Origin of the sequence: Corynebacterium mastitidis DSM 44356, assembly GCF_000375365.1 — a bacterium.
GTDB classification, from domain to species: Bacteria; Actinomycetota; Actinomycetes; order Mycobacteriales; family Mycobacteriaceae; genus Corynebacterium; species Corynebacterium mastitidis.
The window spans coordinates 88,626-113,313 of the sequence record NZ_AQXB01000007.1 but is presented as its reverse complement, the minus strand read 5'-3'; the positions used below and the strand labels follow the sequence as shown (position 1 = coordinate 113,313).

The window sequence follows — 24,688 nt, the reverse complement described above, 5'->3', positions numbered from 1 at the left end:
GAGGGATTCGGGGGCCTTTCTTCGTTGGTGGGGGTGGTTGATGGGGCATGGCGTGGGGCTCACCGGGCGGCGGCCGGGCCCCTATTCCAGCACCAGCCCCACGTTCGTCCCCGGCAGCTCCCATGCCCCGGCCTCCTCCGGGACGCCGTGCAGCAGGAACTCCCGGGTCTCCTCCGGCAGCGGGATGAGCCACCCCTCGTCCGGGTCGAGGGTGGGAGGGCCCTCGCCGGGCATGAGCGTCACGTCCCGGGCGCCCGTGCAGGTTAGGTGTAGCGCGGTGCCCCGGTCCAGCGCTGATCGCAGCGCTGGCAGCGCCTCCGGGGCGGTGGTGAGCACCACCAGGGACTCCGCCGTGTGCGCGTGCAGGTGGGGCACCGGAACCCGGTGCGCCGCGCGCGGCGGCCGGGGCAGGCGCGCGGCGGGGCTGCGGCGCGGGCCGCGCAGGAACCGGGGCAGCCAGCGCGCCATCTAGTCCGCCACCATCGGTTCCAGCGTGAACTCCGGGTGCTCGCGCTCCACGAAGGCCAGCTTCCACTTATCGCCAAACAACGCCACCAGCTCGCCGTCGGTGCGGGTGAAGATCTCCACCCCGCGCTGCCTGCCCAGCCCCGGCGCGGACTGCGCGTCCGTGCGCCGGGCCACCTTGTAGGGCACCGGGTCGGCCTGCGTCTCCACCCCGTACTCGTTGAGCATGCGCGCCTGCATCACCTCGAACTGCATGGGGCCCACGGCGGCCATCACGGGGGCGGCGTCGCCTCGGGCGTCGTTGCGCAGGATCTGCACCACGCCCTCGGCGTTGAGCTGATCCAGGGCCTTGCGGAACTGCTTGTACTTGCCCAGGGACTTGGCGCGCAGGGTGCGGAAGTGCTCGGGCGCGAACTGCGGCATGGGCGGGTACTGCACCTTGCGCCCGGCGAAGATCGTGTCGCCCGGGGCCAGCGCCCCTGCGTTGACCAGGCCCACGATGTCCCCCGGGTAGGCCGTCTCCACCGTGGCGCGGGTGCGGCCGAACACCGTGAGCGCGTACTTGGTGGAAAAGGAGCGCCCCGACTGCGCGTGGGTGACCTGCATGCCGCGCTCGAACTCCCCGGAGACCACGCGCATGAAGGCCAGGGTGTCCCGGTGGTTGCGGTCCATGCCCGCCTGCACCTTGAAGACCACGCCGGAGAAGGCATCGTCCACGCCGCGCTCGCTGTCCATCGCGCTTGTCGACGCCGCCACGGCCGCCTCGTCCGCCGCGCGCGCGTGCGGGGCGGGGGCCAGGGCGCAGAGGGTGTCGAGGATCTGGTGCACGCCGAAGTTGAGCATGGCCGAGGCGAAGATGAGGGGAGAGGTCTCGCAGTTTTCAAAGAGGTCCTGATCGTGCAGGGCGCCGTCGGCGGCCAGCAGCTCCGCCTCCTCCTGGGCGGTCTCCCACACCTCGCCCTCGCGCCGCGCCGCGGCCTCCGGATCGAGGTGCTCCTCCGGGGCGATGCTCGCCCCGCCCGCGGTGCGGGTGAAGTGGATGTACTGGCTGACCTCCCCGGAGTCCCCCACGCGGGCCAGGCCGCGGAAGTCCCCGGCCTCGCCCACGGGCCAGAACAGCGGGGTGGGCTGCAGGCCGATCTCCGCGACGATCTCGTCCACCAGCTCTAGGGGGGAGCGGCCCACGCGATCCCACTTGTTGATCACGGTGATGATGGGCAGCCCGCGCGCCTTGCACACCCGGAATAGCTGCAGGGTCTGCGGCTCGAGGCCCTTGGCGGCGTCGATGAGCATCACGGCGGCGTCCACAGCCATGAGCACGCGGTAGGTGTCCTCGGAGAAGTCCGCGTGGCCGGGGGTGTCCACCAGGTTGATCATGTAGGGCTCGCCAGTGTGCCCGTCCGGGGCGTACTCGAACTGCAGGGCGGAGGAGGCGATGGAGATGCCGCGATCCTTTTCCATCTCCATCCAGTCCGAGACGGTGGCCTTGCGGCCCGCCTTGCCGTGGACGGCGCCGGCCTCCGCGATCATGTGCGCGTGCAGGGCCAGGGCCTCGGTGAGGGTGGACTTACCGGCGTCCGGGTGGGCGATGACGGCGAAGGTGCGGCGGCGGGAGGCTTCAGCGGCGGTGCTCATAGGGTATTAGGGTACTTCAGGCCCTCGGACTCGGAGGATTCGGAGCCGGGCTGCGTGCCCCACCGCTTTTATTGACGTATCCATAAATCTGGGAGAAGATACTCCCATGAAGATCGGCATCATCGTTGGTTCCATTCGCCAGGGTCGCCTGGGCGAGCAGATCGGGCGGTGGGTGGCCCGGGCGGGAGGGGAGCGCGCGGCCTCGGGCGCGTGCGAGTACGTCCTGATCGACCTCAAGGACTTTGACCTCCCCCTCTACGCCTCCGAGGTGCTGCCCGCAGCGGCCAACAAGCGCTACGAGGACCCGCGCGTGCAGGAGTGGTCGCGGGTCATCGACGCCTGCGACGCCTTCGTGTTCATCACCCCCGAGTACAACCGCTCCGTGCCCGGCGCGATGAAGAACGCTGTGGACTGCCTGGGTGCGGAGTGGCGGGGTAAGCCCCTGGGTTTTGTGGGCTACAGCGCCTCCGGCGGCATCCGGGCGGTGGAGCACTGGCGGGCCATCATGGCCAACTTCGAGTGCCCCATGCTGCGCACGCAGCTTGCTCTGAGCATTTTCGATGACGTCCAGGACGGCGTGTTCACCCCCGGTGAGCGCCAGGCCGCCTCCCTGGACGCCCTGCTGGGCGAGCTGGAGCGCGCGGCGCGGGCGGCCTAATCCAGGGGCAGCCCCGTTCCTAGCGCCGGTGGATCTCGTTCTGGGCGCGGGCCAGCCCCTGGCCCACCACCAGGCGTGCGGCCTCCGCGGCGTTCTCGATCCCGGTGCGCAGCTCGGGGGTGTCCTCCAGGTCGCCCAGCACGTAGTCCACCACGGGGGTGCCCTTGGGCGGGCGCGAGATTCCCATGCGCACGCGCACGTAGTCGCGCGAGCCCAGCTCCGCGCTGAGCGACTTCAAGCCGTTGTGGCCGTTTTCCGCCCCTCCCTGGCGCAGCCGGACGGTGCCGGTGGGAAGGTCCAGCTCGTCGTGCAGCACCACCACGCGCTCCGGCGGCAGCCCCAGGGCCTCGGCCAGGGGGGCCACGGCCTGCCCCGATTCGTTCATGTACGTGGTGGAGCGCAGGAGGGCCACAGGCACGGTGTCGATGCTCGCGCGGCAGGCGGTCACCGGCGCGCCGGGGTAGGGCAGCAGGGGCGCGCCGCCGCGCAGGGCGTCGAGAGCCAGGTAGCCCACGTTGTGCGGGGTGCGCTCGTAGCGCGCGCCGGGGTTGCCTAGACCGATGATGAGCCATTGCACGCCGTGGAGGTCGGCCTCGGGGGTGGCCGAGGGGCGCAGGAGGTGCATGATTCGAGAAAAGAGTGCCACCGCCTCATCATGTCACATAGCCTTGGAGAGCATGAGCATCCTTGACACCCTTTCTACGCCCATCGTGGCGGCCCCGATGGCCGGCGGCCCCTCCACCCCGGCGCTGGCCTCGGCGGCGTCGCGCGCCGGGGGCCTGGGCTTTCTGGCCTCGGGCTCGATCGACGCGGGGCGGCTGGCCTCGGACATGCGGGAGGCGGCGGGCGTCCGATACGGGGTGAACCTCTTTTGCCCGCAGCAGCCCTACGGGGACCTCTCAGCCCTGGAGGGGCTCGTGGGCGACCTCGCGGGCTTCTTCGAGAGCCACGGTCAGCCCGCCCCGGCGCTGCCCGCGGTGGACTACACGATGGGGTGGGACGCCAAGTTTGCCGCCGTGCTGGACGCCGTCCGGGAGGGAGTTGGCCCGGCGGTGGTCAGCAGCACCTTCGGCGTGTTCTCACCGCACGAGGTCGATTGCCTGCACTCCTACGGCGTGGAGGTCTGGGTAACGGTGACAAGCGAGCGCGACGCCGTGGCCGCCGCGCGTGCCGGGGCGGACGCGCTGGTTGTGCAGGGCCCGGAGGCGGGCGGGCATCGCTCCACCTGGACGGTGCAGGAGGAACCGGACGCCCGCCCGCTGCGGGAGCTGGTGGGTGCGGTGGCCCGGGCGGTGGACCTGCCCCTGGTGGCGGCCGGGGGTCTTTCCACCCCGGGGGTGGTGGCCGAGGCGCTGACCTGGCCGGGGGTGCGCGCGGCGTCCTGCGGCACGGCCTTTCTGCTGGCTCGGGAGGCCGGAACCTCGGCGGCCAACCGCAGCCTCCTGGAGCGTGCGGAGGCGGAGACGGTGTCCACGCGGGCCTTCTCCGGGCGCTACGCGCGCGGCCTGGCCACGGCCTTTACCCGCGAGTACCGGGAGGTTCCGCCCTCCTATCCGCACCTGAATGCCCTGCTCAAGCCGCTGCGCTCCGACCCCGACTGCGCCTATTGCCTCGCGGGGGAGGGCTACCGGGAGGCCAAACCTCTACCCGCAGCAGACATTATGGAACTACTCGGTAGCCTCACAGGAAACGCTCGGTAATCGGGGAGGGAGGGGCCCTAGCGTGGGGTGCGTTCCGTTGGTTTTCCCCGAAAGGACCCTTCCGTGTTTCGTTTTCGCCCCTACCCCTCCGCCGAGGACCGTGGCCCCGCCGCAGACGGTGAGGTCCATCGCTTTGAGGGCCGCCGCCTCGACCGCCAGAACGAGGGTCCCGAGGATCAGGGCCTGGCCTTCGACCTCGGCACCGTGCTCAGCCGCCGCAGGCTCCTCGGCGGCCTGGGCCTTGGCGCCGGGGCCCTCGCCCTGGCCGCCTGCGCGCCCGGCTCTGAGTCCTCCGAGTCCTCGCAGCGGGCCAGCTCCACGGCCACCGGCAACGCCGGGGCCGCCGTGCCCGAGGAGATGAACACCGAGACCGCCGGGCCCTACCCCGGCGACGGCTCCAACGGCCCCGACGTGCTGGACATCACCGGGGTGGAGCGCTCGGACATCCGATCCTCCATCGGCGGCGGGGCCACCGCGGACGGCGTGCCGCTGACCGTGCGGCTGAACCTCATCGACCTCTCCAAGAGCAACGCCCCCTACGCGGGCGCGGCGGTGTACATTTGGCACTGCGACGCCGAGGGGCGCTACTCCATGTACGACGACGCCCTGCTGGAGGAGACCTACCTGCGCGGCGTGCAGGTGGCGGACTCCAACGGTACTGTGACCTTCCAGACCATCGTCCCCGGGTGCTACGCCGGGCGCTGGCCGCACATCCACTTCGAGGTATTCCCCGACTCCGCCTCCATCACGGACGTGAACAACAACGTGCTCACCTCCCAGCTCGTGGTGCCCGAGGAGGTGGCCCGCGCCTGCTACTCGGACTCCCGGTACGCGGGATCGGCGGAGAACTTCTCCCAGATCACCCTGGACACGGACAACGTGTTCAGCGACGGCTGGGACGATCAGGTGCCCGCCGTGAGCGGCTCCGCGCGGGATGGCTACACCCTCACTATCGACGTCGCGATCGACCCCACCACCGAGCAGGAGATGAGCAACCCCGCGCCCATGCCGGGCCAGGGCGGACCGGGCGGTGAAGGAGGGCCCGGCGGCCCGGGTGGCCCCGGTGATAACGCCCCGCAGGGTCCGCCCCCGTCGGGTGGCCGCCCGCCGCAGCCCCTGCAGGGTTAGGCCACGCGACGCCGCCGGTTCAGGCCCCGCGCCCAGCAGAGGAACCTCGGGTTGTTCACCAGCAGCATGAACGCCACGGCGAGCCAGAATAGAACGGCGATCCACTCCCGGCCGCCGATGTAGAGGGTGGCCTCGAGCGCGTAGATGGGGGCGAACACCAGGAACGTGCGGTTGACAAAGCGATCCGGGCGGGTGGAAAACACGGTGCGCACCGCCCACAGCGTGGCGATCACTGCCGCCGCCATGAGCAGGCCGCCGAGCGCGGGCGCGAGGGAGTAATACTGCTTCTCCATGCCCTCGCGCGCCGTGCCGAAGGAGGGCAGGGCGACCGCGATCAGCCAGGCGAGGTTGAACAGGCGGGCGCGGCGGGTGCGCATGCTTACTCCGTTTCGGGTTCGAGGCTCTTGGCCCAGGTGAGGAAGTAGTGATTCTCCACGATGGTCATCCATATGACGAACGGCCAGATGAGCACGCTCAGCCATTCCCAGCTTCCGATTCCCGCCGCGGCCAGCAGCAGGTAGAGTGGCCAGAACACGGAAAAGGTGCGCGTGATAAAGACGTCGGCGCGCGTGGTCTTCATGATGCGCAGGCCCCAGACGACGGCCCCGGCGGCGGCCAGCGCGGTGGCGATGCCAAACAGGGCGGAAAACGGGTGGTAGCGCGCGCCGGTGCCGCCGAAGAGGGGGAAGGCCAGGACGAGGAGCCAGACGATCTTTGTGACGGTTGCCTTGGATACCCGCATTATTCCTCCTCGAAGATCGTGGTGTTGGCGATCTCTCCCAGCCCCTCCACGCGCACCCGCACGGTATCGCCGTGGCGCAGGTAGCGCTTGGGGGAGCGCGCGTGGCCCACGCCCGCCGGGGTGCCGGTGACGATCACGTCGCCCGGTTCCAGCGGATACAGGGCGCTGATGTACTCGATGAGTGCCTCCGGGGAAAAGACCAGGTCATCCGTGCGGGCCTCCTGCATGGGGGCGTCGTTGAGCCAGGTCTGCAGCGGCGCGCCGGGCCGGAAGGCATCGCGGGTGGTCAGCCAGGGGCCAAAGCCGCTGGAGCGCTCCAGGGACTTCCCCTGGTGCCACTGCTGGGTGCGGTACTGGTAATCCCGCAGGGAGTAGTCGTTCATGATGGCGTACCCGGCGATGTGCTCGGCGGCGGCCTCGGCGGACACGCGCCGCGCCCGCGTGCCGATGACCACCGCCAGCTCGCCCTCGAAGTCCGCCGCTTGCTGGGCCCAGGGCGGCAGCGGCACGTCGTCGTAGGGGCCGGTCAGCGCCTCGGGGAACTTGATGAACAGCGTGGGGACGTCCGGGCGCTTATGGCCCATCTCCTCGATGTGGCGGGCGTAGTTCAGCCCCACGCACACGATCTTGCCCGGGCGCGGGATCACGGGGGCGAGGTCTTGGGGCCGCACCACGCGCCGCGAGCCCGTGGCCGTGCGGGCGATCTCTTCCCAGTGCTCCTGCCGCAGCAGGTGCCCCACGCTGGGGTAGCCCGCCAGGACAGTGGCGGTGGTGGGGTCGGGATCCAGGCGGGCGGCGTGCGTGCCGCCATCGGGGGATCGCAGTGTGGCCAGGCGCATAGGCCCCTAGGCTAGCAGCCTTTCCAGCTCGTCGGCGGCGTCGGCGCATAGGATCGGCAGGTGCTCTTGTTCCGTCCGGGAGAACGGCTTGAGCACGAAGGCCGCCGGGTCCATGCGCCCCGGCGGGCGGCCGATCCCGCAGCTTAGGCGCGCGTAGTCCTTGGTGCCCAGGGCCTTGGTGATGGAGCGCAGCCCGTTGTGCCCGTGATCCCCGCCGCCGGGGCGGGCCTTGATTCGGCCAAAGTCCAGGTCCAGCTCGTCGTGGATCACCACGATCCGGGGCGGCGGCACCTTGTAGAAGTCCGCGAGGGCCCGGACCGGCCCGCCGGAGAGGTTCATGAAGGAGCGTGGGCGGGCCAGGATGAGCCCGCCCACGGAGCACGCGTCCGTGTTGGTCTTGCGGTGCACGCCAAGCCGGGAGCCGGGGTGGCGGGCAAGCACCTCCTCGAGGACCATGACGCCGAGGTTGTGGCGGGTGGGGGCGTAGCGCGCGCCGGGGTTGCCCAGGCCCACGACGAGGAAGGGAGGGGTGCTCATGAACATACAGGGTAACGCAGAATAAGAACAACGCCCCGGCGGGTATCCCGTCGGGGCGTTGGGTGGGGGAGGCGGATTACTCCGCGTCCTCCTCGGTGCTTTCCTCGGACTCGGCACCGGCCTCGGCGCCGCCCTCCTCGGCGGCCTCGGCGGCCTCCTCCAGCTCCTCGTCCACCTCGGGGTAGGTGATGGAGACGATCACGGTCTCCTCCTCCGCGATCAGGGTGACGTCGCCCGGCAGGTCAAGCTCGCCGGCGGTGATCTTGGTGTCCACCTCGAGGCCCTCGATGGAGACGGTGATCTCCTCGGGGATGTTGAGCACGTCGGCCTCGACCAGGAGCACGTCGGCGTCCTGGATGGACATGGTGCCAGCGGCGGGCTCGCCCTCGAGCACCACGGGAACCTCCACCTCGACCTTCTCGCCGCGCTTAATGGCCAGCAGGTCGATGTGGTCGATGTCCAGGGTGAGCACGTTCTGGTCCACGTTCTTCACCATGGTGAGGTACTTCTCGCCCTCGATGTCCATCTCCACGATGGCGTTCACGCCGTTGTTGCGCACCAGGGCCTGCATGTCCAGCAGCGGTGCGGAGAAGTGGACCACGCCGTCCAGCTCCGGGCCGTAGATCACGCCGGGGATCTGCCAGTCGCGGCGCAGGCGGCGGGCGGCGCCCTTGCCAAACTCGGTACGGTTCTTGGCCTCAAGAGTGGGGTACTTAGCAGCCATGAGACTCTCCCATCATCGTTGTGTCAGTGAAAGGGAGCGGGCCGCAACAAAAAACCTGCGGCCGGCTCGCGTGCTCGCCGAGTCTCCGCAGGGAAAATCCGTGCTCCAAGAGTTACTCACGATCGCGTCGATAACGGCCCCGATTGGGGCCCTCGCCGAGACTGAACGATTTTAGCACCGCGCGCCGGTGTGAGGCAAGGCCGAGGGCATCTGTTGTGGGGTGTGAGCAGCGGTGTTAGCGTGTGGGGGAATTATTCGATTTTCGTTAAATAAAATATGGGGACGAGCGCACGGTGAGCATGGATGGCACGCAAGGGGAGAAGAACGCGGCGTGGAGCGAGGAGCACCCCACCGTGGGGCGGGGGAGTTCGCGGGGGCGGACAAAGCTCGACGTGATGGAGGCGGTGCGCTGGGCCTTTTTCACCCTGTGGCGCAACCCGGGCGTCTGGATCCTGGGCACGCTGCTGCTGGCGGTATCCGTGTTCGCGGCGCTGGCGCTGCTGGGCCTGACCCTGGTGGGCGTTGAGCACGCCCTGGGGGTGGACCTGGAGGGGCTGACCCCCGAGGGCTGGGGCCTGGAATGGGGGTTTGGCCCGGAGATCGCGCTCATCCCGCTGCTGCTCACGCCGCCGCTGTACTCCGGCGCGCTGGCCCAGGTGAGCCGCCCCCGGATCGGGTACCGGGACTTCTTCCGCGATACCCACTACTGGCGGGTGGTCCTCATCTCCCTGGCCGCGGCGGTGTTCTGGTGGGCGGTGGACTACCTGGTCAGCGCGGCCATGCCGCCGCGCTTCGAGGGGGTGGGTAATGACACAAGCTTCTGGTACCACCTCGGGGCGGTCGTGGGCGGGCTGCTGGCGTTCTTCTTGACCATGCTCACGCACCTGTTCACGCTGGCGTGGGCCTGGTACGCGGCCGACGGCTACGGCTTTGGCCACGCCGTGGTGGAGGGCAGCACGGCGGTGTGGCACAACGCCATCCGCCTGATCCTGCTGTACGTGGTGGGATCGATCCTTGGCATGCTGGGGATCGTTCTGACCCTGCTGCTGGGCGCCCTGATTATCCTCCCGGCCTCCCTGTTGATCGCCGCGCACCTGTGCCGCCAGGCCAACGGCGGGGAGCTGCCCCGCGCGTAGCGGGCGGTCCAACATCCACGGCGGGGCCGGACTACAGGCGGGGGAGCGCAACACAGGGGGAGCGGGAGCGCAACACGAAAAGGGGGCCGCGCGAACAGCGCGGCCCCCTTACCTTTGCGTGGCGCCCGGCTACGCCTGGCCCTCGAAGAGGTGCGTCACGGAGCCGTTCTCGAAGATCTCGTTGATGGTCTGCGCCAGCAGCGGGGCGATCGAGAGCACGGTGAGGTTGGACCAGCCCTCGGTGGACTGCGGCAGGGTGTCGGTGGTGATGACCTCCTCCGCGCCGCACTGGGAGAGGCGCTCGCGGGCGGGATCGGAGAACACGCCGTGCGTGCAGGCGATCACCACGGAGCGCGCCCCGGCCTCCTTGAGGATGCCCACGGCCCCGGAGATGGTGCCGCCGGTATCGATCATGTCGTCGATGAGGATGCAGTCCTTGCCCTCCACGTCGCCCACCACGCGGTTGGCCACCACCTGGTTGGCCACGTCCAGGCTGCGGGTCTTGTGCACGAAGGCCATGGGGGCGTCGCCCAGCGTGTTGGCCCACTTCTCGGCGGTCTTCACGCGCCCGGCGTCCGGGGAGACCACGCAGAGATCGTCCAGGGAGTACTTGGAGGAGATGTAGTCCGTGAGGATCGGCATGGCGTGCATGTGGTCCACGGGGCCGTCGAAGAAGCCCTGGATCTGATCGGTGTGCAGGTCCACGGAGACGATGCGGTCCGCCCCGGCGGTGCGCAGCAGGTCGGCCACCAGGCGGGCGGAGATCGGCTCGCGGCCCCGGTGCTTCTTGTCCTGGCGGGCGTAGGGGTAGAAGGGGAGGATCGCCGTGATGGTGCGGGCGGAGCCGCGCTTGAGGGCGTCGATCATGATGAGCTGCTCCATGAGCCACTTGTTCAGCGGCTGGGTGTGGGATTGCAGCACGTAACAATCGGAGCCGCGCACGGACTCCTCAAAGCGCACGAAGATCTCGCCGTTGGCGAAGTCCCTGGCGGTGGTGGGCGTTAGCTCGATGCCGAGCGCCTTGGCCACCTCCTCACCGAGTTCCGGGTGGGCACGCCCGGAAAACAGCATCATGTTCTTGTGGGTTTGCTTCCAGTGAGCAGTCATGGGATCTGCGTTAGCCTTCCTGGTCGGCGCCGGACTGGTCGGAGGCGGGCCGCGCGGCGCGCGCCCGCTGGGCGGCCCGGGCGGCCGGGGACCCCGGGCGCTTGCGTTCCACCCATCCCTCGATGTTGCGCTGGCGCCCGCCGGAGACCACCAGCGCCCCCGCAGGGACATCTTCCTTAATTACTGTACCCGCCCCGGAGTACACGCCATCACCCACGGTCACCGGGGCGATGAACATGGTGTCCGAGCCGGTGCGCACGTGATCGCCCACCACCGTGTGGTGCTTGTTCACGCCGTCGTAGTTCACAAACACGCTTGACGCCCCGATGTTGGACTCCTCCCCGATGGTGGCGTCGCCCACGTAGGTCAGGTGCGGCACCTTGGAGCCGCGCCCGATGGTGGCGTTCTTCGTTTCCACGAAGCCCCCGAGCTTGCCGCCCTCGCCCAGCTCGGTGCCGGGCCGCAGGTAGGTAAAGGGCCCCACCGAGGAGCGCGGCCCGATGACCGAGGATAGCGCGTGGGCGCGCACCACGGAGGCGCCCTCGCCCACGGTCACATCCACCAGGGTGGTATCCGGGCCCACCACGGCGCCGTCGGCCACGCTCGTGGCGCCGCGCAGCTGGGTACCCGGCTCGATGGTCACGTCGCGCCCCAGGGTGACCGTGACGTCGATGCGGGTGCTGGCGGGGTCGGTGACGGTCACCCCGCCGCGCATGGCGGCCTCCACGGTGCGGCGGTTAAGCTCCTGGCCCGCGGCCGCGAGCTGCACGCGGTCGTTCACGCCCGCCAGCTCGCGGGGGTCGTCGGCCAGGTGGGCGCGCACGGTGTGGCCCTCCTCGCGGGCGATCCCCAGGACGTCCGTGAGGTACAGCTCGCCCTGGGCGTTATCGGAGTCCAGGTGGGCCAGCCCGTAGCGCAGCACGTCGGCGTCGAAGGCAAACACCCCGGAGTTGACCTCGCGGATGGCGCGCTCGGCATCCGAGGCGTCCTTCTGCTCCACGATGCTGGTCACCTGCCCCTCCTCGTTGCGCACGATGCGCCCGTAGCCGGTGGGGTCCTCCAGCTCGAGGGTCAGCACCGTCACGGCGGTGGGGGACTCGGTGTGCGCCTCCCGGAGCTTGCTCAGCGTCTCCGGGAGCAGCAACGGGACGTCGCCGTTGGTGACGATCACCGTGCCCTTAAAGTCCGGGATGGCGTTCAGGGCGCACTGCACGGCGTGCCCGGTGCCCTTCTGCTCCTCCTGCACCGCCTGCACTACGGGGCGGCCCAGCTCCTGGGCGATGGCCTCGGCGGCGGGGTTGACCTGCTCGCGCTGGTGGCCCACCACGGCCACCAGGTGCTCCGGCTCGATGGCCGCGGCGGCGTGCAGGCTGTGGGAGAGCAGGCTGCGGCCGCCGATGGCGTGCAGGGTCTTTTGGGTGGCCGACTTCATGCGGGTGCCGGCGCCCGCGGCCAGGACGATGACGGCGCAGTCAGCGGTGGTTGCAACGGACACGGAAAGGGTACCTCCGACGGGGTTTGCGGAAACGCGGTAACCAGCACAGCATAACCCTTCGGGTGGGCGCCGGGGGTAGCCTGGGTGGTGGCAAGAACCGCACACGATCGAGGAGGCGGCGGTGGAGAGAAGAACGTTTCTGCGCGGTGCGGGCCTGGGCGCGCTCGCCCTGGCGGCGGCCCCGCTGCTGCCCGCCTGCTCCGCCGGGCAACCCACCCCGCGCGGCTACTCCGGCCAGGCCCGCCCCCTGCCCATCCCCCCGCTGGCCGAGGGGGAGCTTATCGACGCCGCCCGCACCTTCCGCCTGGACGCCACGGCCGTGGACGCGCAGATCCTCCCCGACGCCACCACCCCCGCCTGGGGCTTCAACGGCGCGCACCTCGGCCCCACGCTGCGGCTGCACCGCGGCGAGGACGTGCAGATGGAGGTGATCAACCGGCTCGACGAGACCACCACCATCCACTGGCATGGCATGAAGCTGCCCGCCAGCGCCGACGGCGGCCCGCACCAGCCCATCGCGCCGGGGCAGCAGTGGCGGCCGCGCTGGACGGTGGACCAGCCCGCCGCCACGCTGTGGTACCACCCGCACCCCCACGAGCGCACCGCCCTGCACGCCTACCGGGGGCTGGCCGGGATGATCCTCGTCGAGGACGAGGCATCCCGCGCCCTGCCGCTGCCCTCCGAGTACGGGGTGGACGACATCCCCGTGGCGATCATGGACCAGAAGTTCCACGAGGACGGCCGCCTCGACGAGGAATCCGACCCCGACCTGGGGCTCAAGGGCGATACCCCCACCGTCAACGGCATCACCCACGCCTACTTCGACGCCACCGCCTCCGCGCTGCGCCTGCGGCTGCTCAACGCCGCCACCATGCGCTTTTACCGCCTGGGCTTCTCCGACGAGCGCCCCTTCCACGTGGTGGCCACCGACTCCGGACTCCTGCCCGAGCCCATCGAGGCCACCGACCTGCCGATCAGCCCCGGCGAGCGCGCCGAGATCGTGGTGAGCCTCAAGCCGGGGGAGACGGTGAGGTTGGTCTCGAGGCCCTTCCCCGACAACCTCGGCGTGCCCCAGGACGAATACAGCCTGGACTTTGGCCTCCAGGATTCCTTCGACCTGCTGGAGATCCGGGCGGCGGAGAACCTCGCCGCCTCCCCGGAGCTGCCGCGAACCCTCAATCCCGACGCCGCCCGCGACGTGGCGGTAGCCGGGGCGATAGAGCGCGAGTTCGTGCTCAACACCTTCCAGATCAACGGGCAATCCATGGACATGGGCCGCGTGGACGCGACCATCGACCGCCAGGGCCCGGAGATCTGGACGGTGACCAACGAGAACGCGGACTGGATACACAACTTCCACATCCACGACGCCGCCTTTAGGGTGCTCTCCCTCGACGGCACGGAGTCGGAGGTATTCACCTCCGGGTGGAAGGACACCGTGGCCCTGCCGCCCGGAGCCACGGCGCGCCTGGCGGTGGAGTTTGGCTACTATCCCGATCCCCACTGGGCCTACATGTATCACTGCCACATGCTCCTGCACGAGGACTCCGGCATGATGGGGCAGTTTGTGATCGTCGGGCCGGGGGAGCGGGCGGCGCTGATGGTGGGGGAGGGGCATGGGTAGCGGAAACCTGCCGAATCAGCCGAGGACACGGGAGCGGCTCGCGGACTTATACGCCGATGATGCGGTGGCGCTGGCGGTTCTGCAACACCTCTGGGGATTCTTGCTACTGGTGCACAACGGGGCGTACGGGGATACCTGGTACGGGCTTGATCTGGGTATGTGGGGTGGCCGCCCGGCGGAAACATTCCGTCCCAGAGCGGCTGCTGGACGTGGTAAAAGCGGAAATGCGCCATCTAGGCGATTCGATTCGCATCGAGGAGAGCATCGCCCGCGTGCGGGCGATGAATGAAGAGACCACGTGAGGTTGTGCTTGTATCCCGTCTATTCCGAGCGCAGATCGGCCACGTCCACCCGGGTGCGCGCCGCGCGGGCGGCGATGCGCGCGTAGATCACCCCGGAGAGCAGCGCCACGGCGCCCGCGATCGTGAGGGGCTCGGTGACCTGCCCAGGATCCAAAACCTCGCTGATCTCCACCACATTAATGAAGGCGATGTCCGTGATGGTGGCCGTGATCGCGCTGATCCCGGCGGCCACCACCAGGGGCACCAGGGCGTAGAGGAACCATGCACGCCGTTGCAGCGAGGCGTTGATACCCACCACACCCAGCGCGGCGGTGAGCCGTCTGCGCCCCGACGCCGTGGTGGCCGCCGCGACGATCGTGAACACGGTGCAGGCGAAGACGGTCCACCAGCCCGCTATACGGTACAGCTCGATGACGTGACCGCGTCCGTAGAGCCGGGCGGCGTCGTGAACCGGCTTGGAGTCCACGAAGGCCAGGGGGTCTATGTACAGGAGTTCTTGCGCCTGTTCCGGGGAAAGGTCCGGGTAGTAGATTAAGTTGGCCTCGCGTGGGGCGACGGGCCGGTCTAGGAGCGTGGAGGCGAAGGAGAAAAGCCATGTGGGGTAGGGGAGTATGCTTGGCTGTTCTACTTTGCCTATATCCACTACGGTCTCCGGATTGCAGTTTAGTTCTACCTGCTTCGCCTCAGCCAGGGAGGCACAATCGGCGATGAGTGGGCTATCGTTCGTGGGGCTTAGCATAGGGGTACCGCCGGGAATTTCGGCTAAAATTTTCTCTGCTTTACCTGTAGCTACTAGGGAACCGGGCCCATTAAGATCTGCTTGATCGGTGAGATAGGTGATCAGCTGAGTAGTGATGACGGTGGTCAGGGCGGCCGCTAGGATCGCTAATCCCACCGCGGCGGGTCCGCGCGAGGCCGAGACATGCTCGGATTTGAGACGAGTGCCCGCGAGGAGCGCTGCGGGTGATCGTCGGGCTATTCTGCGCGCTATTGCGGCGGTGAGAAAGGAGATGGTCCCGCGCAGGCTCAGGGCGCACAGGGCCAGCCCGGCGATTCCTATGTAGAGTGGAGAACCACTGAGAAGGTCCACGAGCAGATCGCGCAGGAGCCAAGCTGCCAGGATGAGGCATATGCCTATGGGCCATGCCGTGATGGAGCGTTTCCGGGAGGTACGCGGTGCAGTACGCTGGCGGTAGGCGCTCATCGTGCACCACGAGATCGAGGCGAGAGCCACGCAGAACACCGGCCAGGAGAATACGGTGAGTTCCCGGGCGAACCACCGAGCCTCGGCGGGCATGGCGAGGCACAGGAGGGGCGAGAGCAGTACGGCGCCGAGCATGCCGCTGACCCACCCGGTTACCTGGATATACAGAGTCTCCGTGGCCGCGATGATCCTGCTGGTGCGGCGAGAAATACCGGAGGAAACCAGTGTGGTTAAAGAGACGTACCGTTGCCGCGCGAGGAGCGAACTGGCGGTGGTGGCGGCGATGAGGCAAGGCAGCGCCGCGAGGAGGGCACAGACCAAAAGTAGCGCTTTGACTGCCGGTTGCATGTCGAGGTCCGCAATCTGATACTGCGAAGCCGGTAAGTGATGCGCGTGTCCGAACCCGTGTGCCTTGGAGGCGGAAGCGATAAAGGGAAGAGCCTGTGCGCTACCCGGCAAGTCGATTTCCTGCGGCTCCACGCCTACCCACGCCACCGGCTCGTCGGGGTAGCGTAGACCTTCCACGCCCACTGTACCTACGGGTGTACCGGGGAGTGTGGCCTCCCCGGTATCCAGGAGTTTTTGTAATCCGGGCGAGGCCACGTAGGTGCCGGGTGCGGGGAGCTGTTCGATGCCGGGTGGCGGTGGGACCTCCGTGACGGGCGCGTTTCCGGGTGCCACGAGGAAGGTGGTGGCCTCCTTTCCGTCGGGGAGCGTGAGTCGGGAGGAAACCTGGGCGTAGGGTACGCTCTCCTCCGCGAGAAACTCGGTGCGCGGCAGGCGGGCCTCGGCGCGTTCGGCGCGATCTGAGATCATCTGCGGCAGCGCGGAGGCGAGGCAGAGGAACAGCACCGCCACGGCGGTGGCGGCGATGACCGCCACGCGCCCGAGGGAGCGGGACCGCAGGCTGATGGTGGCGCCCAGGCGTATCGAGCGCCACGTCGCACCGGAGTTACGCGGCCTTCTCATGGAGTCTCCCTCCTCTAAGTTCCAGGCGGCGGTGCGCCGTGCGGCTGACCTCCTCGTCGTGCGTGACCATGATGAGGCATGTTCCCCTGCTCCTTGTCTGTTCCAGCAGGGTGGCGAGCACGGACTCGGAGGTCGCGGGGTCGAGGGCACCTGTGGGCTCGTCGGCGAGCAGCACGGTGGGCTCGATGGACAGGGCGCGCGCGATCGCCGCCCGCTGCGCCTGGCCGCCGGAGACCCGGGCGGGGCGGCGGTGCGCGGTGTCGCGGTCGATGCCCACGCCCGCCAGCAGCTCCAGTGCGTCTCGCCGCACCTTCGTGCGCGGCTCTCCCCGGACGTAGCGGGGGAGCATGACGTTTTCCACCAGGGTGAGTTCCGGGACCAGCTCGGAGAACTGGAATACGTAGCCGATCTCGGACAGGCGCAGGGCGTCGTGTTCCCGGGTGGACAGGCCGGAGAGGCTGCGGCCATTGACGTACACGCTGCCTTCCTCCGGGGTGATCAGCCCGGCGAGCGTGTGCAGCAGCGTGGTCTTGCCCTCGCCGCTGCGGCCCACGATGGACACGCTGTCCCCAGCGGAGGCGGAGAGGTTGAGGCGGGAGAGGACGGCTGCGCCGTCGAGGCGGACGGTCACGTCGCGGGCCTCGAGGGCGGGGTGCGTGTGTGCTGTCATGGGGGAGAAAGAGGGGGTCGTGGTTGTATCGCTGTCCCTTTCACGCTAGCAACACAGCGCGCCGCCTAGCGCCCGTCCACCACCCGCTTCAGCTTCCCGCTCGAGCCGGTGCGCTCCATCTCGCTCGCCGGCACCGCCTCCGCCTCAAGGCTTAGCAGCCCCTCCGCCACCGAGAGCCCGAGGTAGGGTACGGTCTCGATCAACGCCTCGCGCGCGGCGCTCGCCCCGAGGCGCGGCGCGGCGTCGGCATCCAGCAGCACGCGGACGCGCTCGCGGTCGCCGCACCAGTCCACCCGCACCTGCGCGTCCCCGGCGTAGCCGCAGCGCTCGGCCAGGGCGTCGGCAAAGTTCTGGTAGTGGAAGGAGCGGCTGCCCACCCGGAACACGTCGCCGTAGCGGCCCAAGAGTTCCAGGCGCGGCACCAGGCTGCCGCAGCCGCACCGGCCCGGCACCTGGCGGCCGAGGTCGCCGATCTCGTAGCGCTCCAGGCGCTGTTCGGCGCGCACGCGGGAGCTAAACACCAGGCGTCCCACCTCCCCGTCGGGCACGGGGCGGTCCTCGTTCATGTCCAGCACCTCGAGGTCCAGCAGCGTGGCGTGCAGGTGGTGGACGGAGCCGGTGCAGTGGGTGCACTGGTAGCCCAGCGGGCCGAGGTCGGTGCTGCCGTAGGTGGCGGAGCGGATCACCTCGATGCCGTACTCCTCCTTCAGGGCGGCCACCTGCGCGGGCTGGAAGTGCTCGCCGCCGTAGTAGATCTCCCGGATGCCGCCGTACCGGATCAGCTCCTCGCGCCGCTCGCGCAGCAGCCGCCACAGGTGCGAGGGCATGCCGAACAGGGCGGTGGCCCGGTGGCGGATCGTCAGCCGCGCGATGAGCGCGTAGTCCGGGTGGGTGGACACGGAGATGGGAAGCTGCTGCGCGCCGAGGTATTCCAGGGAGGTGAAAAAGCTAAGGAAACCCCCGTACATGTTGCCGCCCACGAAGAGGTTGGCCACCCGCTGCCGGGTGGGATCGAAGCCCGCCGCGAGCAGCCCCTCCGCCACGGCGCGCATCTGGTCGTTGTAGTCGCGGTAGGTAAACAGGGAGAGCGCCGGGGCGCCCGAGCTGCCGCCGGACTGGAAGTAGAGCTGCGCGGCGCTCGGCGGCAGGCTCGCCAGGGCGCGCTGCACCTCGGGCTTGCCGATCGTCGGGGAGTGGGCGGGCGGGAGGCTTATCGACGCCCCCAGGAGGTCGTCGGGGGAGGCCACGGCGCGGTACTCCTCCTCGGTGCGCCGCACGGAGACCCTGCGGGAGTAGCGCTGAAGGGGGTAGAGGCCGTCGTGCGGCTCCGTGGGGTAGCCCTCGATCATGGCGCCGCAGGAGGTGACGCGGGTGACCCCGGCGGCGATGAGGCGGCGGGAGGCGGCGGCGACCTCCGCCGGGGTTCCTGCCACGGCGGCGGTCTGTAGGTAGCGCCGCATGGGCCGCAGGATCTCCCCGATGCGCCGGTGCGGCAGCGGCTTGACCCACACGCTGCGGTGCAGCGGGGAGGCGGCCAGCTCGGGGCGTCGATCCGCCATGACCCGCCACCCGCCCGCGGGGTCGGCAAGCACCTCGGTGTGGCCGAGGTGGGCCTCCAGCTCGGCCACGCGCTGCACGGTGGTGATCTCCGCGCGCTCGGCCTCCGAGGGCTGCGTGGCGGCGGGATCGGCCTGGCGCAGGCGGCGGGCCAGGCGGGCGGCCAGCGCCGTGACCTCCTGGAAGCTGTGGGTGTCCAGGTACACCACCTGCGGGCTGGAGCAGGCCTGCTGTTCCAGGCGGCAGACGTCCGCCGCGAGGGCGTCCAGCACGGCGTCGTCCCGCGCGGCCTCGGGGGAGAGGTAGGCCAGGGAGATGCGGTGCCCCCAGGCCACCACCCGGCAGCCCTCGGGGGCCAGGCGGCTAAAGGCGGCCACCGCCTCCTCGCCGCCCCACACCGCGATGGCGTCCGCGTGGCGGCACAGCGCCTCCTGCCAGTCGCGCCGGTCCGAGGGGAAGGAGACCACGATGATCTTCCGGGCGAGCGCCCCGGTGGGGTCGGCCCGGCACAGCGCGGAGAGGATCTCCACCGTGGCCCGGTGGCAGCCGCTGGCCGTCTTGAGCACGTTGAGGTTGCCGGTGAGCAGCCCCTCCACCACGCTGAGCGCCCCCACCACCGGAGCGTTGCCCGGCGCGATGTGCACAAGCAGGCCCACCGGGGCCCAGGCCTCGTAGATGGATCGGTGGGCGTCCGGGCGCCGCAGGCGGGCGGGGTCCAGGCGATCCCCCAGCTCGCCTAAGAGCCGATCCTCCAGCGTGCGGCGCGAGAGCGCCAGGGCGAGGGCCTCCACGGCGGCGGGGTCGAGGAAGCCCAGCCGGGCGCGCAGCGGGGAGTCCGGCTGCCGGAGGTCCTCGCTCACCCGCGCACACGCGTGGAGGACCACGCGGGCGGGCAGCGGGGAGTCCAGCTCCTGGTGGGTCAGGGCGTCGAGGGATTCCAGCCGGGAGAGGGCCTCGGGGCTATCGATGTCCCGGCCTTGCCACAGGTGCTTCATGCGTGTCCTTTCAGCAGTTCGGCGGCGGCGATGGCGCAGCTTCGGTTGCGGCTGACCCCGGCGCGGCCGTGGAGGATGATCCAGTCGGTGTCGGCCCCGCAGCCGCATTCGTGGGCGGGGTGGACGGAGGCCACGTCCCCCATGAGCACGCTGTGGGCGGGCACGGAGGTGATGTAGGGGCTGGTGAGGTGGAGGAAGCCGCGCTGCCCGTAACCCAGGGCCTTAAGCGTGGCCACGTCGCGGGCGGCGGCGCGCGACCAGACGGGCAGGTGGAGCCGGTGGTGGGCGCACTCCACCACGGGCACGCAGTGCTCCACGGAACCGAAGCTATCTCGGACGCGGGCGGGCGGGATGCCCAGCAGGTCGGAGACCATGCCTCGGAGCTGTTCCTTGGGGATCTCCCGGTCCGCGTGGTTCTTCCAGCCGCCGCCCAGGAACACCAGGGAGTCCGGGTGCAGCTCCACGGGCGGGCGCCCGAGGTCGCGCATGCGCCGCAGGGTGGCGGCGAGGAAGGCGGGGAAGCCGAAGAGGCGTAGGGGGACGGCGTCCCCGGCTGCGCGCTCGATGGCGGCGAGGGCGCCGAAGGGATCGAACTCGTGGGCCGGGCCCGCCCCGGCGGCGCCGGTGTGGCGCAGCGCGTGGGTGACGCGGCGGGCGGGGGCGAAGTCGCACAGGTAGTTGTTGGTAAAGGAGGTGCCCACCCGCAGGCGCGGCGCGGGCTCGTAGCTAAAGAGCAGGTAGTCCACGGGGGCATGCGGGGCGTACCAGCCGTAGTGGTCAAAGATGTAGGCCACCATGCGCTGGGCCGCGCCGATGGACCAGGCGTCGAAGAACATCTGGGACTTCTGCCCGCTGGTGCCCGAGGAGGTCAGCCGGAGGGCGACCTGCTCGCGGGGGACGGAAAGGACCTCGTGGCGCTTGAAAAAGGCGGCCGGGATCAGCGGCGGCTCCGCGCCGGGGGAGTGCTCCGCCTCGGCGCGCAGCACCCGGTCCCAGAAGGGGCTGCGGGCGCGGTGCCAGGCGTTGACCTCCGCCATGGCGAGGTCGAAGAGGCGGTCGGTGTCCTGGCCTGCGGCGTAGGGGTGGCGCAGGTCGCACAGCCTCTGCACGTGGGGCAGCGCGGCGGGGTCGGGCACGGCGAGCGGGAGGTCGTGGGGGAGGCTCATGGGGTCCTTACGGGGTGAGAAAGGCGGTGATGTCCGAGCAGGGGCGCAGCAGGTGGCGCTCCACGGGCTCGGCGCAGCAGGCCAGGAACACGAGGTCGTGGAGGGCGCCGCCGTGGCGGTAGGCCGCCGGGTAGTAGGCGGTCGGGCTCATGCCCGCGGCGAGGTGGGATTCCACGGCCGCGTTATCGGCCTCCCCGATCAGGGGGATCGCGGCGTCCAGGTAGTCGATTCCGCTCGCGCGCAGCACGTCAAGCGCCGGGCCCAGCAGCCGGGGCAGGACGTGGTGGCTGGGCCAGGTGTTTACCAGGCGGGCGTTGCCGTTGGCGGGATCGAGGTCCACCACCACGCCGGAGGACCCGGAGGCGGTGGCGATCGCGTGGCGGCGGGGGCGGCGCTCATCCAGCCGGTACAGCCGCAGCGGCGGCGCGGTGCCGGGCTGGGGCGCCCGACCGTGGGGGTAGGAGGGCGCCGCTGCGGGCGCGGGGACGAGCCGCCCCTCCCGGCCCAGGGCGGCCAGGGCGCGGGAGTAGAGCGGAAGCAGCCGCAGGGGCAGGCTGCCCGGGGCGCGGCGCGCCTCCCAGGCGCCGGGGGCGTGGCGCACGAACAGGCCCAGGGTCTCGCGCCGGGCCAGCCGCGCCGCGCGGGGCAGCACGCCCACGGGGCGAAAGCCCTGGTCCAGGACCACCCGCTGGGCCTGCGGGGAGCACAGGCGCACGGTGGCGTAGGCGGAGGGGAAGGCGCGGTTGCCAAAGGCGGAGGCGCAGGCGGCCTGGGACACCAGGTGCGCCAGGCCGTGGCCCGCGTGATCGGGGTGGACGGCGATCCCGGCCAAGACCCCCACCCCCAGCAGGGGGTCCTCCACCACCATCGCGGAGGCCACCGGCGTGCCCTGCGGGCCGCGCACCACCCGCCAGTGGGTGGTGGGCAGGGCGAGCAGGCGGCGCACCTCCGCCTCGTCCCTGCCCAGCGCCAGGGGGTAGGTCCCGCCGTAGACGTCCCGGTAGAGGCGCACCAGCGCGAGGGCGTCGCTTGACCTGGGGATCATGGCGCGGGCCTTTCTGCGGTGAGGCTCATCCGGGAGGCCGCCCGCCACGCCAGCAGCGCCACGGGGATAAGGCCGATCCCCTGAAGCAGGAACAGCGCGCGCACGCTCACCGCGTCCCCCAGCGCCCCAAAGACGAGGGAGGACACCGGCAGGGTGGCGCTGATGAGGGCCTGCATGACGGTGAAGAACGCGGGCTTGTCCCCGGCGGGCACGGCGCGCTGGAACAGGGAGACAAAGCGTACCCCGATGGTGCCGATGCACGCCCCCGCCAGCACCAGCCCGGCGGCGGTGACGGCGGCGTGCGGGATCAGGCCCGGCAGGGCCAGCCCGGCGGCGGTGAGCCCCAGGCCCGCCCCGCCCACCGTGGGCAGCCGCAGCGGCAGCCGGGGCCCCACAGCGGCACCCAGGATCGTTCCGGCGCCGAGCGCGGCCTCGAACACCGAGACGGCCGCTCCCGTGGTGTGCAACACCGTGCGCGCGAACAGCGGCATGAGCACGAACACCGCCGTGGTAAAGAAGTTGGCTGCCGTGAAGCACAGCAGCATGGTGCGCACGGTGGGCAGCCGCCGCAGCACGCCCCACGGGCGCGGCGCGGCGGCACCCGTGGCCCCGCGCGGGGCGGGGTGGGGGAAGCGCCGCGCGCCCACGAGCCCCGCCGCCGCGAGGTAGGCGGCCGCGCACGTGGCCAGCAGCCCCGCGGCGCCGAGGCCCTCCACGATCAGCGGTCCCAGGAAGCCCCCGGCAAGCCCGGCCACGGACTGGGTGGCGAGCTGGAAGCCGGTGGCGGCCTCGATGTCCTCGTCCTCCACCAGCTCCGGGATGGAGGTGGTCAGGCAGGGGTCGAACACCGCCTGGCAGGAGGCCAGGGCGATGGCCACCAGGCACAGCGCCGCGAAGGGCAGCGCGGCGCCGGGGGAGAGCGCCGCGCATGCCGCCGTGATCAGCCCCACGGCGCCCGCCGCGCCCGCCGTCCCCGCGAGCACCCACCGGCGGTCCCACCGGGCGATCAGCCGGGAGGACAGCGGCACCAGGAGCACGGCGGGCAGGGTCGCCGCCATGAGCAGCACGCCCGCCTGGCGGCCCGGGTTGGCCCCGCCGGTAAGCCCCACCAGCCACCACACGATGCCCACCTGGTAGAGCCGCGCGGCGGCCTGGGTGAGAAACTGCCCCGCCCACACGGCGGCAAAGCGGTGGTTGCGCAGCACCACGGGGGCGCTCATCGCTGCGGCCTGACGTCGATCACCCGCAGCAGCTTGCCCGAGCGCGGGTGGGTGGCGAGGTCCACGCGGCGCACCCACTCCACCGCGAGCGGTAGCACATGGCGCTTGCCCACCGCAGCGGCGTAGGCGGGGCGCTCGCGCAGCAGCGCGGCAACGATCCCGTCGGCCAGGCGGCCCAGCTCCTCCCGGTCGCCCTTGGGGTCGGCCACGGCGGCGCGCAGCACCAGGCCGTCCATGCCGTCCTCGTGGCGGGCCACGAGCTGCAGCGCGGTGATCCGATGGTCGGCGTCCTGGCGCTCCACCACGGCGTGCACGTCCTCGGTGTACATGGTGATGTGCGCGATGCGTAGCCCGTCCCCGGTGCGCCCCAGCAGCCGGAAGGTCCCGGCCTGCGGGTCCACCCACTGCGCCCGATCCCCGGCGGGGTAGCGCACGATGGGCATGAGGCGGCGTCGCAGGTCCGTGACCACCAGCGCGCCGGGCACCCCGGCCTCGGTGATGGGGGCGTGGGTCTCCTCGTCCAGGATCTCCGTGACGGTGTACGGCGCCCAGGTGCGGTGCACCCGCAGGTCCTCCCCGCCCACGGGGCGGCCCAGCAGCCCGGCGTCCACGCTGGCGTAACCCACGGACCCCAGGCGTGCCTGGGGGAAGGCCGCGCGCAGGATGGGGCGCTGATCGCCAAAGAGCAGCTCGCCGCCCATCAGGATGTGCTCCACCCGGGGCAGGCAGCGGCCCTGGGCCACCAGGTGCTCCGCGATGCCGATCACGGTGGTGGGCAGCGCGGCGATGGCGGTGATGCGCAGCTCGTCGAGCGCCCGAGCGGCGTCTCGCGGGCTGAGGCCCCCGCCGAGCGGGAAGCGGGTGGTGGCCAGCGGGCAGGCGGCCAGGGAATCCAGCACGAACGTGAAGCTAGCGTAGAGATCCCCCGCGTAGAAGAGGTTGGCCACCCGCGCCCCCGGTTTTAGGCCGGTCTCTGCGATCCCCGCGCCGAAGGCGCCGCAGAACTCCCGCCACTCCGCCGCGCTCCACCAGGAGAACTTGGGCGCGCCGGTGGTGCCGCCGCTGCGCAGCACCAGGGCGTCGGACGGCGGCTCGGTGAGCACGGCGTTGCTCCCCGGGCTGTTGGCCCGCCAGAAGGAGGCGGGGTCGATCACGGGGAGGTCGCCGAGCGTGACGCGCGGGGGCAGGTGCCGGTAGAGCCGCCGGTAATAGGGGGAGCGGGAGCGGACGAAGTGAAGATGATCCGCCAGGGGGTAGGAGGGCATGAAGGGAACGTCTTTACGTGTAGAGGGGAAAAGATGTACTGCTGCACTATTCCACCGATGGGCGGGGCCGTACATCCCGCCGCAACGTCGCGCCACCCCCGCATGGACATATATGTTCGGCAAGGCGAACATAGCGTGGAGGCTGGGGATTCCCCCAGGGCGGTGCGCCGGGCGGCGGGGTATCCGATCGGATAACGAGGGGGCGGGCGGGTGTTGGCCGGTGGCTCCGATGGTGGTGCGGTGCCCAGCTCTCGGGGCCCGCGCCGGGTAGCGGGGAGGCCCCGGGTGTTGGTGAGGAGATGAGGCGGGGTGAGAATGGGATACATCACGTAGCGGCGGGGGCGGGTTCCTGATTTTTTGCTGTGAGTTTCCGCTCCCGGGGTGCGCGTACCCCCCCCTTGGCCCTCGGCGGGGTGGGTGGAACATCTATTGTGGCGCGAGGCGCGCGGGTGTAACCTGCGCTGTACGTCAAGGTCGGTTCATCAAACGTGAGGACGGAAAACCA

22 protein-coding genes are annotated in these 24,688 nt (G+C 70.6%); 5 read left to right on the top strand and 17 right to left on the bottom strand.

Annotated features, from left to right (window positions below; translation table 11 throughout):
- Positions 1-81: 81 nt before the first annotated feature.
- Positions 82-468 carry a hypothetical protein gene (locus B140_RS12420; RefSeq protein WP_018119068.1) on the bottom strand — a complete coding sequence of 129 codons (387 nt, stop codon included), beginning with the start codon at positions 466-468 and terminating at the stop codon, positions 82-84.
- Positions 469-2,100 (bottom strand): peptide chain release factor 3, encoded by a 1,632-nt coding sequence (locus B140_RS0109190; protein WP_018119067.1) that lies wholly within the window; start codon positions 2,098-2,100, stop codon positions 469-471.
- A 106-nt stretch (positions 2,101-2,206) separates the two neighbouring features.
- On the opposite strand from B140_RS0109190, the gene B140_RS0109185 reads away from it, so the two are divergent.
- Positions 2,207-2,758: an NADPH-dependent FMN reductase gene (locus B140_RS0109185; RefSeq protein ID WP_018119066.1), complete on the top strand. Its 552-nt coding sequence runs from the start codon at positions 2,207-2,209 to the stop codon at positions 2,756-2,758.
- A gap of 19 nt (positions 2,759-2,777) precedes the next feature.
- Here B140_RS0109185 and pth (B140_RS12415) read toward each other — a convergent pair whose 3' ends face one another.
- Positions 2,778-3,383, bottom strand: coding sequence for an aminoacyl-tRNA hydrolase (gene pth / locus B140_RS12415; RefSeq protein ID WP_018119065.1), 606 nt, complete (start codon positions 3,381-3,383; stop codon positions 2,778-2,780).
- 52 nt (positions 3,384-3,435) lie between these two features.
- Here pth (B140_RS12415) and B140_RS0109175 point away from each other — a divergent pair, with 52 nt between their 5' ends.
- Both B140_RS0109175 and B140_RS0109170 read left to right on the top strand, forming a co-directional pair.
- On the top strand, positions 3,436-4,458 hold the full coding sequence (locus B140_RS0109175; protein WP_018119064.1) for a nitronate monooxygenase: 1,023 nt from the start codon (positions 3,436-3,438) through the stop codon (positions 4,456-4,458).
- A gap of 63 nt (positions 4,459-4,521) precedes the next feature.
- Positions 4,522-5,586, top strand: coding sequence for a dioxygenase family protein (locus B140_RS0109170; RefSeq protein ID WP_018119063.1), 1,065 nt, complete (start codon positions 4,522-4,524; stop codon positions 5,584-5,586).
- On the opposite strand, the gene B140_RS0109165 is transcribed toward B140_RS0109170, so the two are convergent.
- The 5 genes from B140_RS0109165 to B140_RS0109145 all read right to left on the bottom strand — a co-directional run bounded on the left by B140_RS0109165 (position 5,583) and on the right by B140_RS0109145 (position 8,428).
- Positions 5,583-5,963 carry a hypothetical protein gene (locus tag B140_RS0109165; protein ID WP_018119062.1) on the bottom strand — a complete coding sequence of 127 codons (381 nt, stop codon included), beginning with the start codon at positions 5,961-5,963 and terminating at the stop codon, positions 5,583-5,585. The genes B140_RS0109170 and B140_RS0109165 overlap by 4 nt on opposite strands.
- A gap of 2 nt (positions 5,964-5,965) precedes the next feature.
- Positions 5,966-6,328 (bottom strand): hypothetical protein, encoded by a 363-nt coding sequence (locus B140_RS0109160; RefSeq protein ID WP_018119061.1) that lies wholly within the window; start codon positions 6,326-6,328, stop codon positions 5,966-5,968.
- The gene (locus tag B140_RS0109155; protein WP_018119060.1) at positions 6,328-7,167 is read right to left on the bottom strand and encodes a fumarylacetoacetate hydrolase family protein; all 840 of its coding nucleotides are present in this window, start codon (positions 7,165-7,167) and stop codon (positions 6,328-6,330) included. Before B140_RS0109155 ends, B140_RS0109160 begins: the two co-directional genes overlap by 1 nt.
- A 6-nt stretch (positions 7,168-7,173) precedes the next feature.
- Positions 7,174-7,704 (bottom strand): aminoacyl-tRNA hydrolase, encoded by a 531-nt coding sequence (gene pth / locus B140_RS0109150; protein ID WP_026166188.1) that lies wholly within the window; start codon positions 7,702-7,704, stop codon positions 7,174-7,176.
- A 76-nt stretch (positions 7,705-7,780) separates the two neighbouring features.
- Entirely contained in the window at positions 7,781-8,428 is a 648-nt protein-coding gene (locus tag B140_RS0109145) for a 50S ribosomal protein L25/general stress protein Ctc (protein WP_018119058.1), read from the bottom strand.
- 299 nt (positions 8,429-8,727) lie between these two features.
- Between B140_RS0109145 and B140_RS0109140 the strand changes: the two genes are divergently transcribed.
- Complete coding sequence (locus B140_RS0109140) at positions 8,728-9,564, top strand: hypothetical protein (protein WP_018119057.1); 837 nt, start codon at positions 8,728-8,730, stop codon at positions 9,562-9,564.
- Between the two features lie 129 nt (positions 9,565-9,693).
- Here the strand turns inward: B140_RS0109140 and B140_RS0109135 are convergent, their stop codons facing one another.
- Entirely contained in the window at positions 9,694-10,671 is a 978-nt protein-coding gene (locus tag B140_RS0109135; protein WP_018119056.1) for a ribose-phosphate diphosphokinase, read from the bottom strand.
- A gap of 10 nt (positions 10,672-10,681) precedes the next feature.
- Positions 10,682-12,166 carry a bifunctional UDP-N-acetylglucosamine diphosphorylase/glucosamine-1-phosphate N-acetyltransferase GlmU gene (gene glmU, locus B140_RS0109130; protein WP_018119055.1) on the bottom strand — a complete coding sequence of 495 codons (1,485 nt, stop codon included), beginning with the start codon at positions 12,164-12,166 and terminating at the stop codon, positions 10,682-10,684.
- A gap of 121 nt (positions 12,167-12,287) precedes the next feature.
- Between glmU and B140_RS0109125 the strand changes: the two genes are divergently transcribed.
- Complete coding sequence (locus tag B140_RS0109125; protein ID WP_018119054.1) at positions 12,288-13,790, top strand: multicopper oxidase family protein; 1,503 nt, start codon at positions 12,288-12,290, stop codon at positions 13,788-13,790.
- Positions 13,791-14,111: 321 nt separating this feature from the next.
- On the opposite strand, the gene B140_RS13855 is transcribed toward B140_RS0109125, so the two are convergent.
- From B140_RS13855 to B140_RS0109090, 7 genes are all read right to left on the bottom strand, one after another.
- Positions 14,112-16,178: a hypothetical protein gene (locus B140_RS13855; RefSeq protein ID WP_156801730.1), complete on the bottom strand. Its 2,067-nt coding sequence runs from the start codon at positions 16,176-16,178 to the stop codon at positions 14,112-14,114.
- Positions 16,179-16,248: 70 nt separating this feature from the next.
- Positions 16,249-16,935, bottom strand: coding sequence for an ABC transporter ATP-binding protein (locus tag B140_RS0109115; protein ID WP_018119052.1), 687 nt, complete (start codon positions 16,933-16,935; stop codon positions 16,249-16,251).
- Positions 16,936-17,000: 65 nt separating this feature from the next.
- Entirely contained in the window at positions 17,001-19,487 is a 2,487-nt protein-coding gene (locus B140_RS0109110; RefSeq protein WP_018119051.1) for an aldehyde dehydrogenase family protein, read from the bottom strand.
- Entirely contained in the window at positions 19,484-20,653 is a 1,170-nt protein-coding gene (locus tag B140_RS0109105) for a LuxE/PaaK family acyltransferase (RefSeq protein ID WP_018119050.1), read from the bottom strand. Before B140_RS0109105 ends, B140_RS0109110 begins: the two co-directional genes overlap by 4 nt.
- Positions 20,654-20,660: 7 nt before the next feature.
- Positions 20,661-21,698, bottom strand: a complete 1,038-nt coding sequence (locus tag B140_RS13010) for a GNAT family N-acetyltransferase (RefSeq protein ID WP_018119049.1) — start codon at positions 21,696-21,698, stop codon at positions 20,661-20,663.
- Positions 21,695-22,918 carry an MFS transporter gene (locus B140_RS0109095; protein ID WP_040426375.1) on the bottom strand — a complete coding sequence of 408 codons (1,224 nt, stop codon included), beginning with the start codon at positions 22,916-22,918 and terminating at the stop codon, positions 21,695-21,697. Before B140_RS0109095 ends, B140_RS13010 begins: the two co-directional genes overlap by 4 nt.
- The gene (locus B140_RS0109090; protein WP_018119047.1) at positions 22,915-24,183 is read right to left on the bottom strand and encodes a phenylacetate--CoA ligase family protein; all 1,269 of its coding nucleotides are present in this window, start codon (positions 24,181-24,183) and stop codon (positions 22,915-22,917) included. The genes B140_RS0109095 and B140_RS0109090 overlap by 4 nt, the downstream gene beginning before the upstream one ends.
- Positions 24,184-24,688: the final 505 nt, after the last annotated feature.

What these genes read in the sequence shown, in the direction of transcription:
- B140_RS0109135 (WP_018119056.1), bottom strand. Translation starts at nt 10,671, where the DNA reads ATGACTGCTCACTGGAAGCAAACCCACAAGAACATGATGCTGTTTTCC.
- B140_RS0109090 (WP_018119047.1), bottom strand. Translation starts at nt 24,183, where the DNA reads ATGCCCTCCTACCCCCTGGCGGATCATCTTCACTTCGTCCGCTCCCGC.
- B140_RS12420 (WP_018119068.1), bottom strand. Translation starts at nt 468, where the DNA reads ATGGCGCGCTGGCTGCCCCGGTTCCTGCGCGGCCCGCGCCGCAGCCCC.
- B140_RS0109160 (WP_018119061.1), bottom strand. Translation starts at nt 6,328, where the DNA reads ATGCGGGTATCCAAGGCAACCGTCACAAAGATCGTCTGGCTCCTCGTC.
- pth (WP_018119065.1), bottom strand. Translation starts at nt 3,383, where the DNA reads ATGCACCTCCTGCGCCCCTCGGCCACCCCCGAGGCCGACCTCCACGGC.
- B140_RS0109140 (WP_018119057.1), top strand. Translation starts at nt 8,728, where the DNA reads ATGGATGGCACGCAAGGGGAGAAGAACGCGGCGTGGAGCGAGGAGCAC.
- B140_RS0109105 (WP_018119050.1), bottom strand. Translation starts at nt 20,653, where the DNA reads ATGAGCCTCCCCCACGACCTCCCGCTCGCCGTGCCCGACCCCGCCGCG.
- B140_RS0109175 (WP_018119064.1), top strand. Translation starts at nt 3,436, where the DNA reads ATGAGCATCCTTGACACCCTTTCTACGCCCATCGTGGCGGCCCCGATG.
- B140_RS0109165 (WP_018119062.1), bottom strand. Translation starts at nt 5,963, where the DNA reads ATGCGCACCCGCCGCGCCCGCCTGTTCAACCTCGCCTGGCTGATCGCG.
- B140_RS0109155 (WP_018119060.1), bottom strand. Translation starts at nt 7,167, where the DNA reads ATGCGCCTGGCCACACTGCGATCCCCCGATGGCGGCACGCACGCCGCC.
- pth (WP_026166188.1), bottom strand. Translation starts at nt 7,704, where the DNA reads ATGAGCACCCCTCCCTTCCTCGTCGTGGGCCTGGGCAACCCCGGCGCG.
- B140_RS0109115 (WP_018119052.1), bottom strand. Translation starts at nt 16,935, where the DNA reads ATGACAGCACACACGCACCCCGCCCTCGAGGCCCGCGACGTGACCGTC.
- B140_RS0109110 (WP_018119051.1), bottom strand. Translation starts at nt 19,487, where the DNA reads ATGAAGCACCTGTGGCAAGGCCGGGACATCGATAGCCCCGAGGCCCTC.
- B140_RS13010 (WP_018119049.1), bottom strand. Translation starts at nt 21,698, where the DNA reads ATGATCCCCAGGTCAAGCGACGCCCTCGCGCTGGTGCGCCTCTACCGG.
- B140_RS0109190 (WP_018119067.1), bottom strand. Translation starts at nt 2,100, where the DNA reads ATGAGCACCGCCGCTGAAGCCTCCCGCCGCCGCACCTTCGCCGTCATC.
- B140_RS0109095 (WP_040426375.1), bottom strand. Translation starts at nt 22,918, where the DNA reads ATGAGCGCCCCCGTGGTGCTGCGCAACCACCGCTTTGCCGCCGTGTGG.
- B140_RS0109145 (WP_018119058.1), bottom strand. Translation starts at nt 8,428, where the DNA reads ATGGCTGCTAAGTACCCCACTCTTGAGGCCAAGAACCGTACCGAGTTT.
- B140_RS0109185 (WP_018119066.1), top strand. Translation starts at nt 2,207, where the DNA reads ATGAAGATCGGCATCATCGTTGGTTCCATTCGCCAGGGTCGCCTGGGC.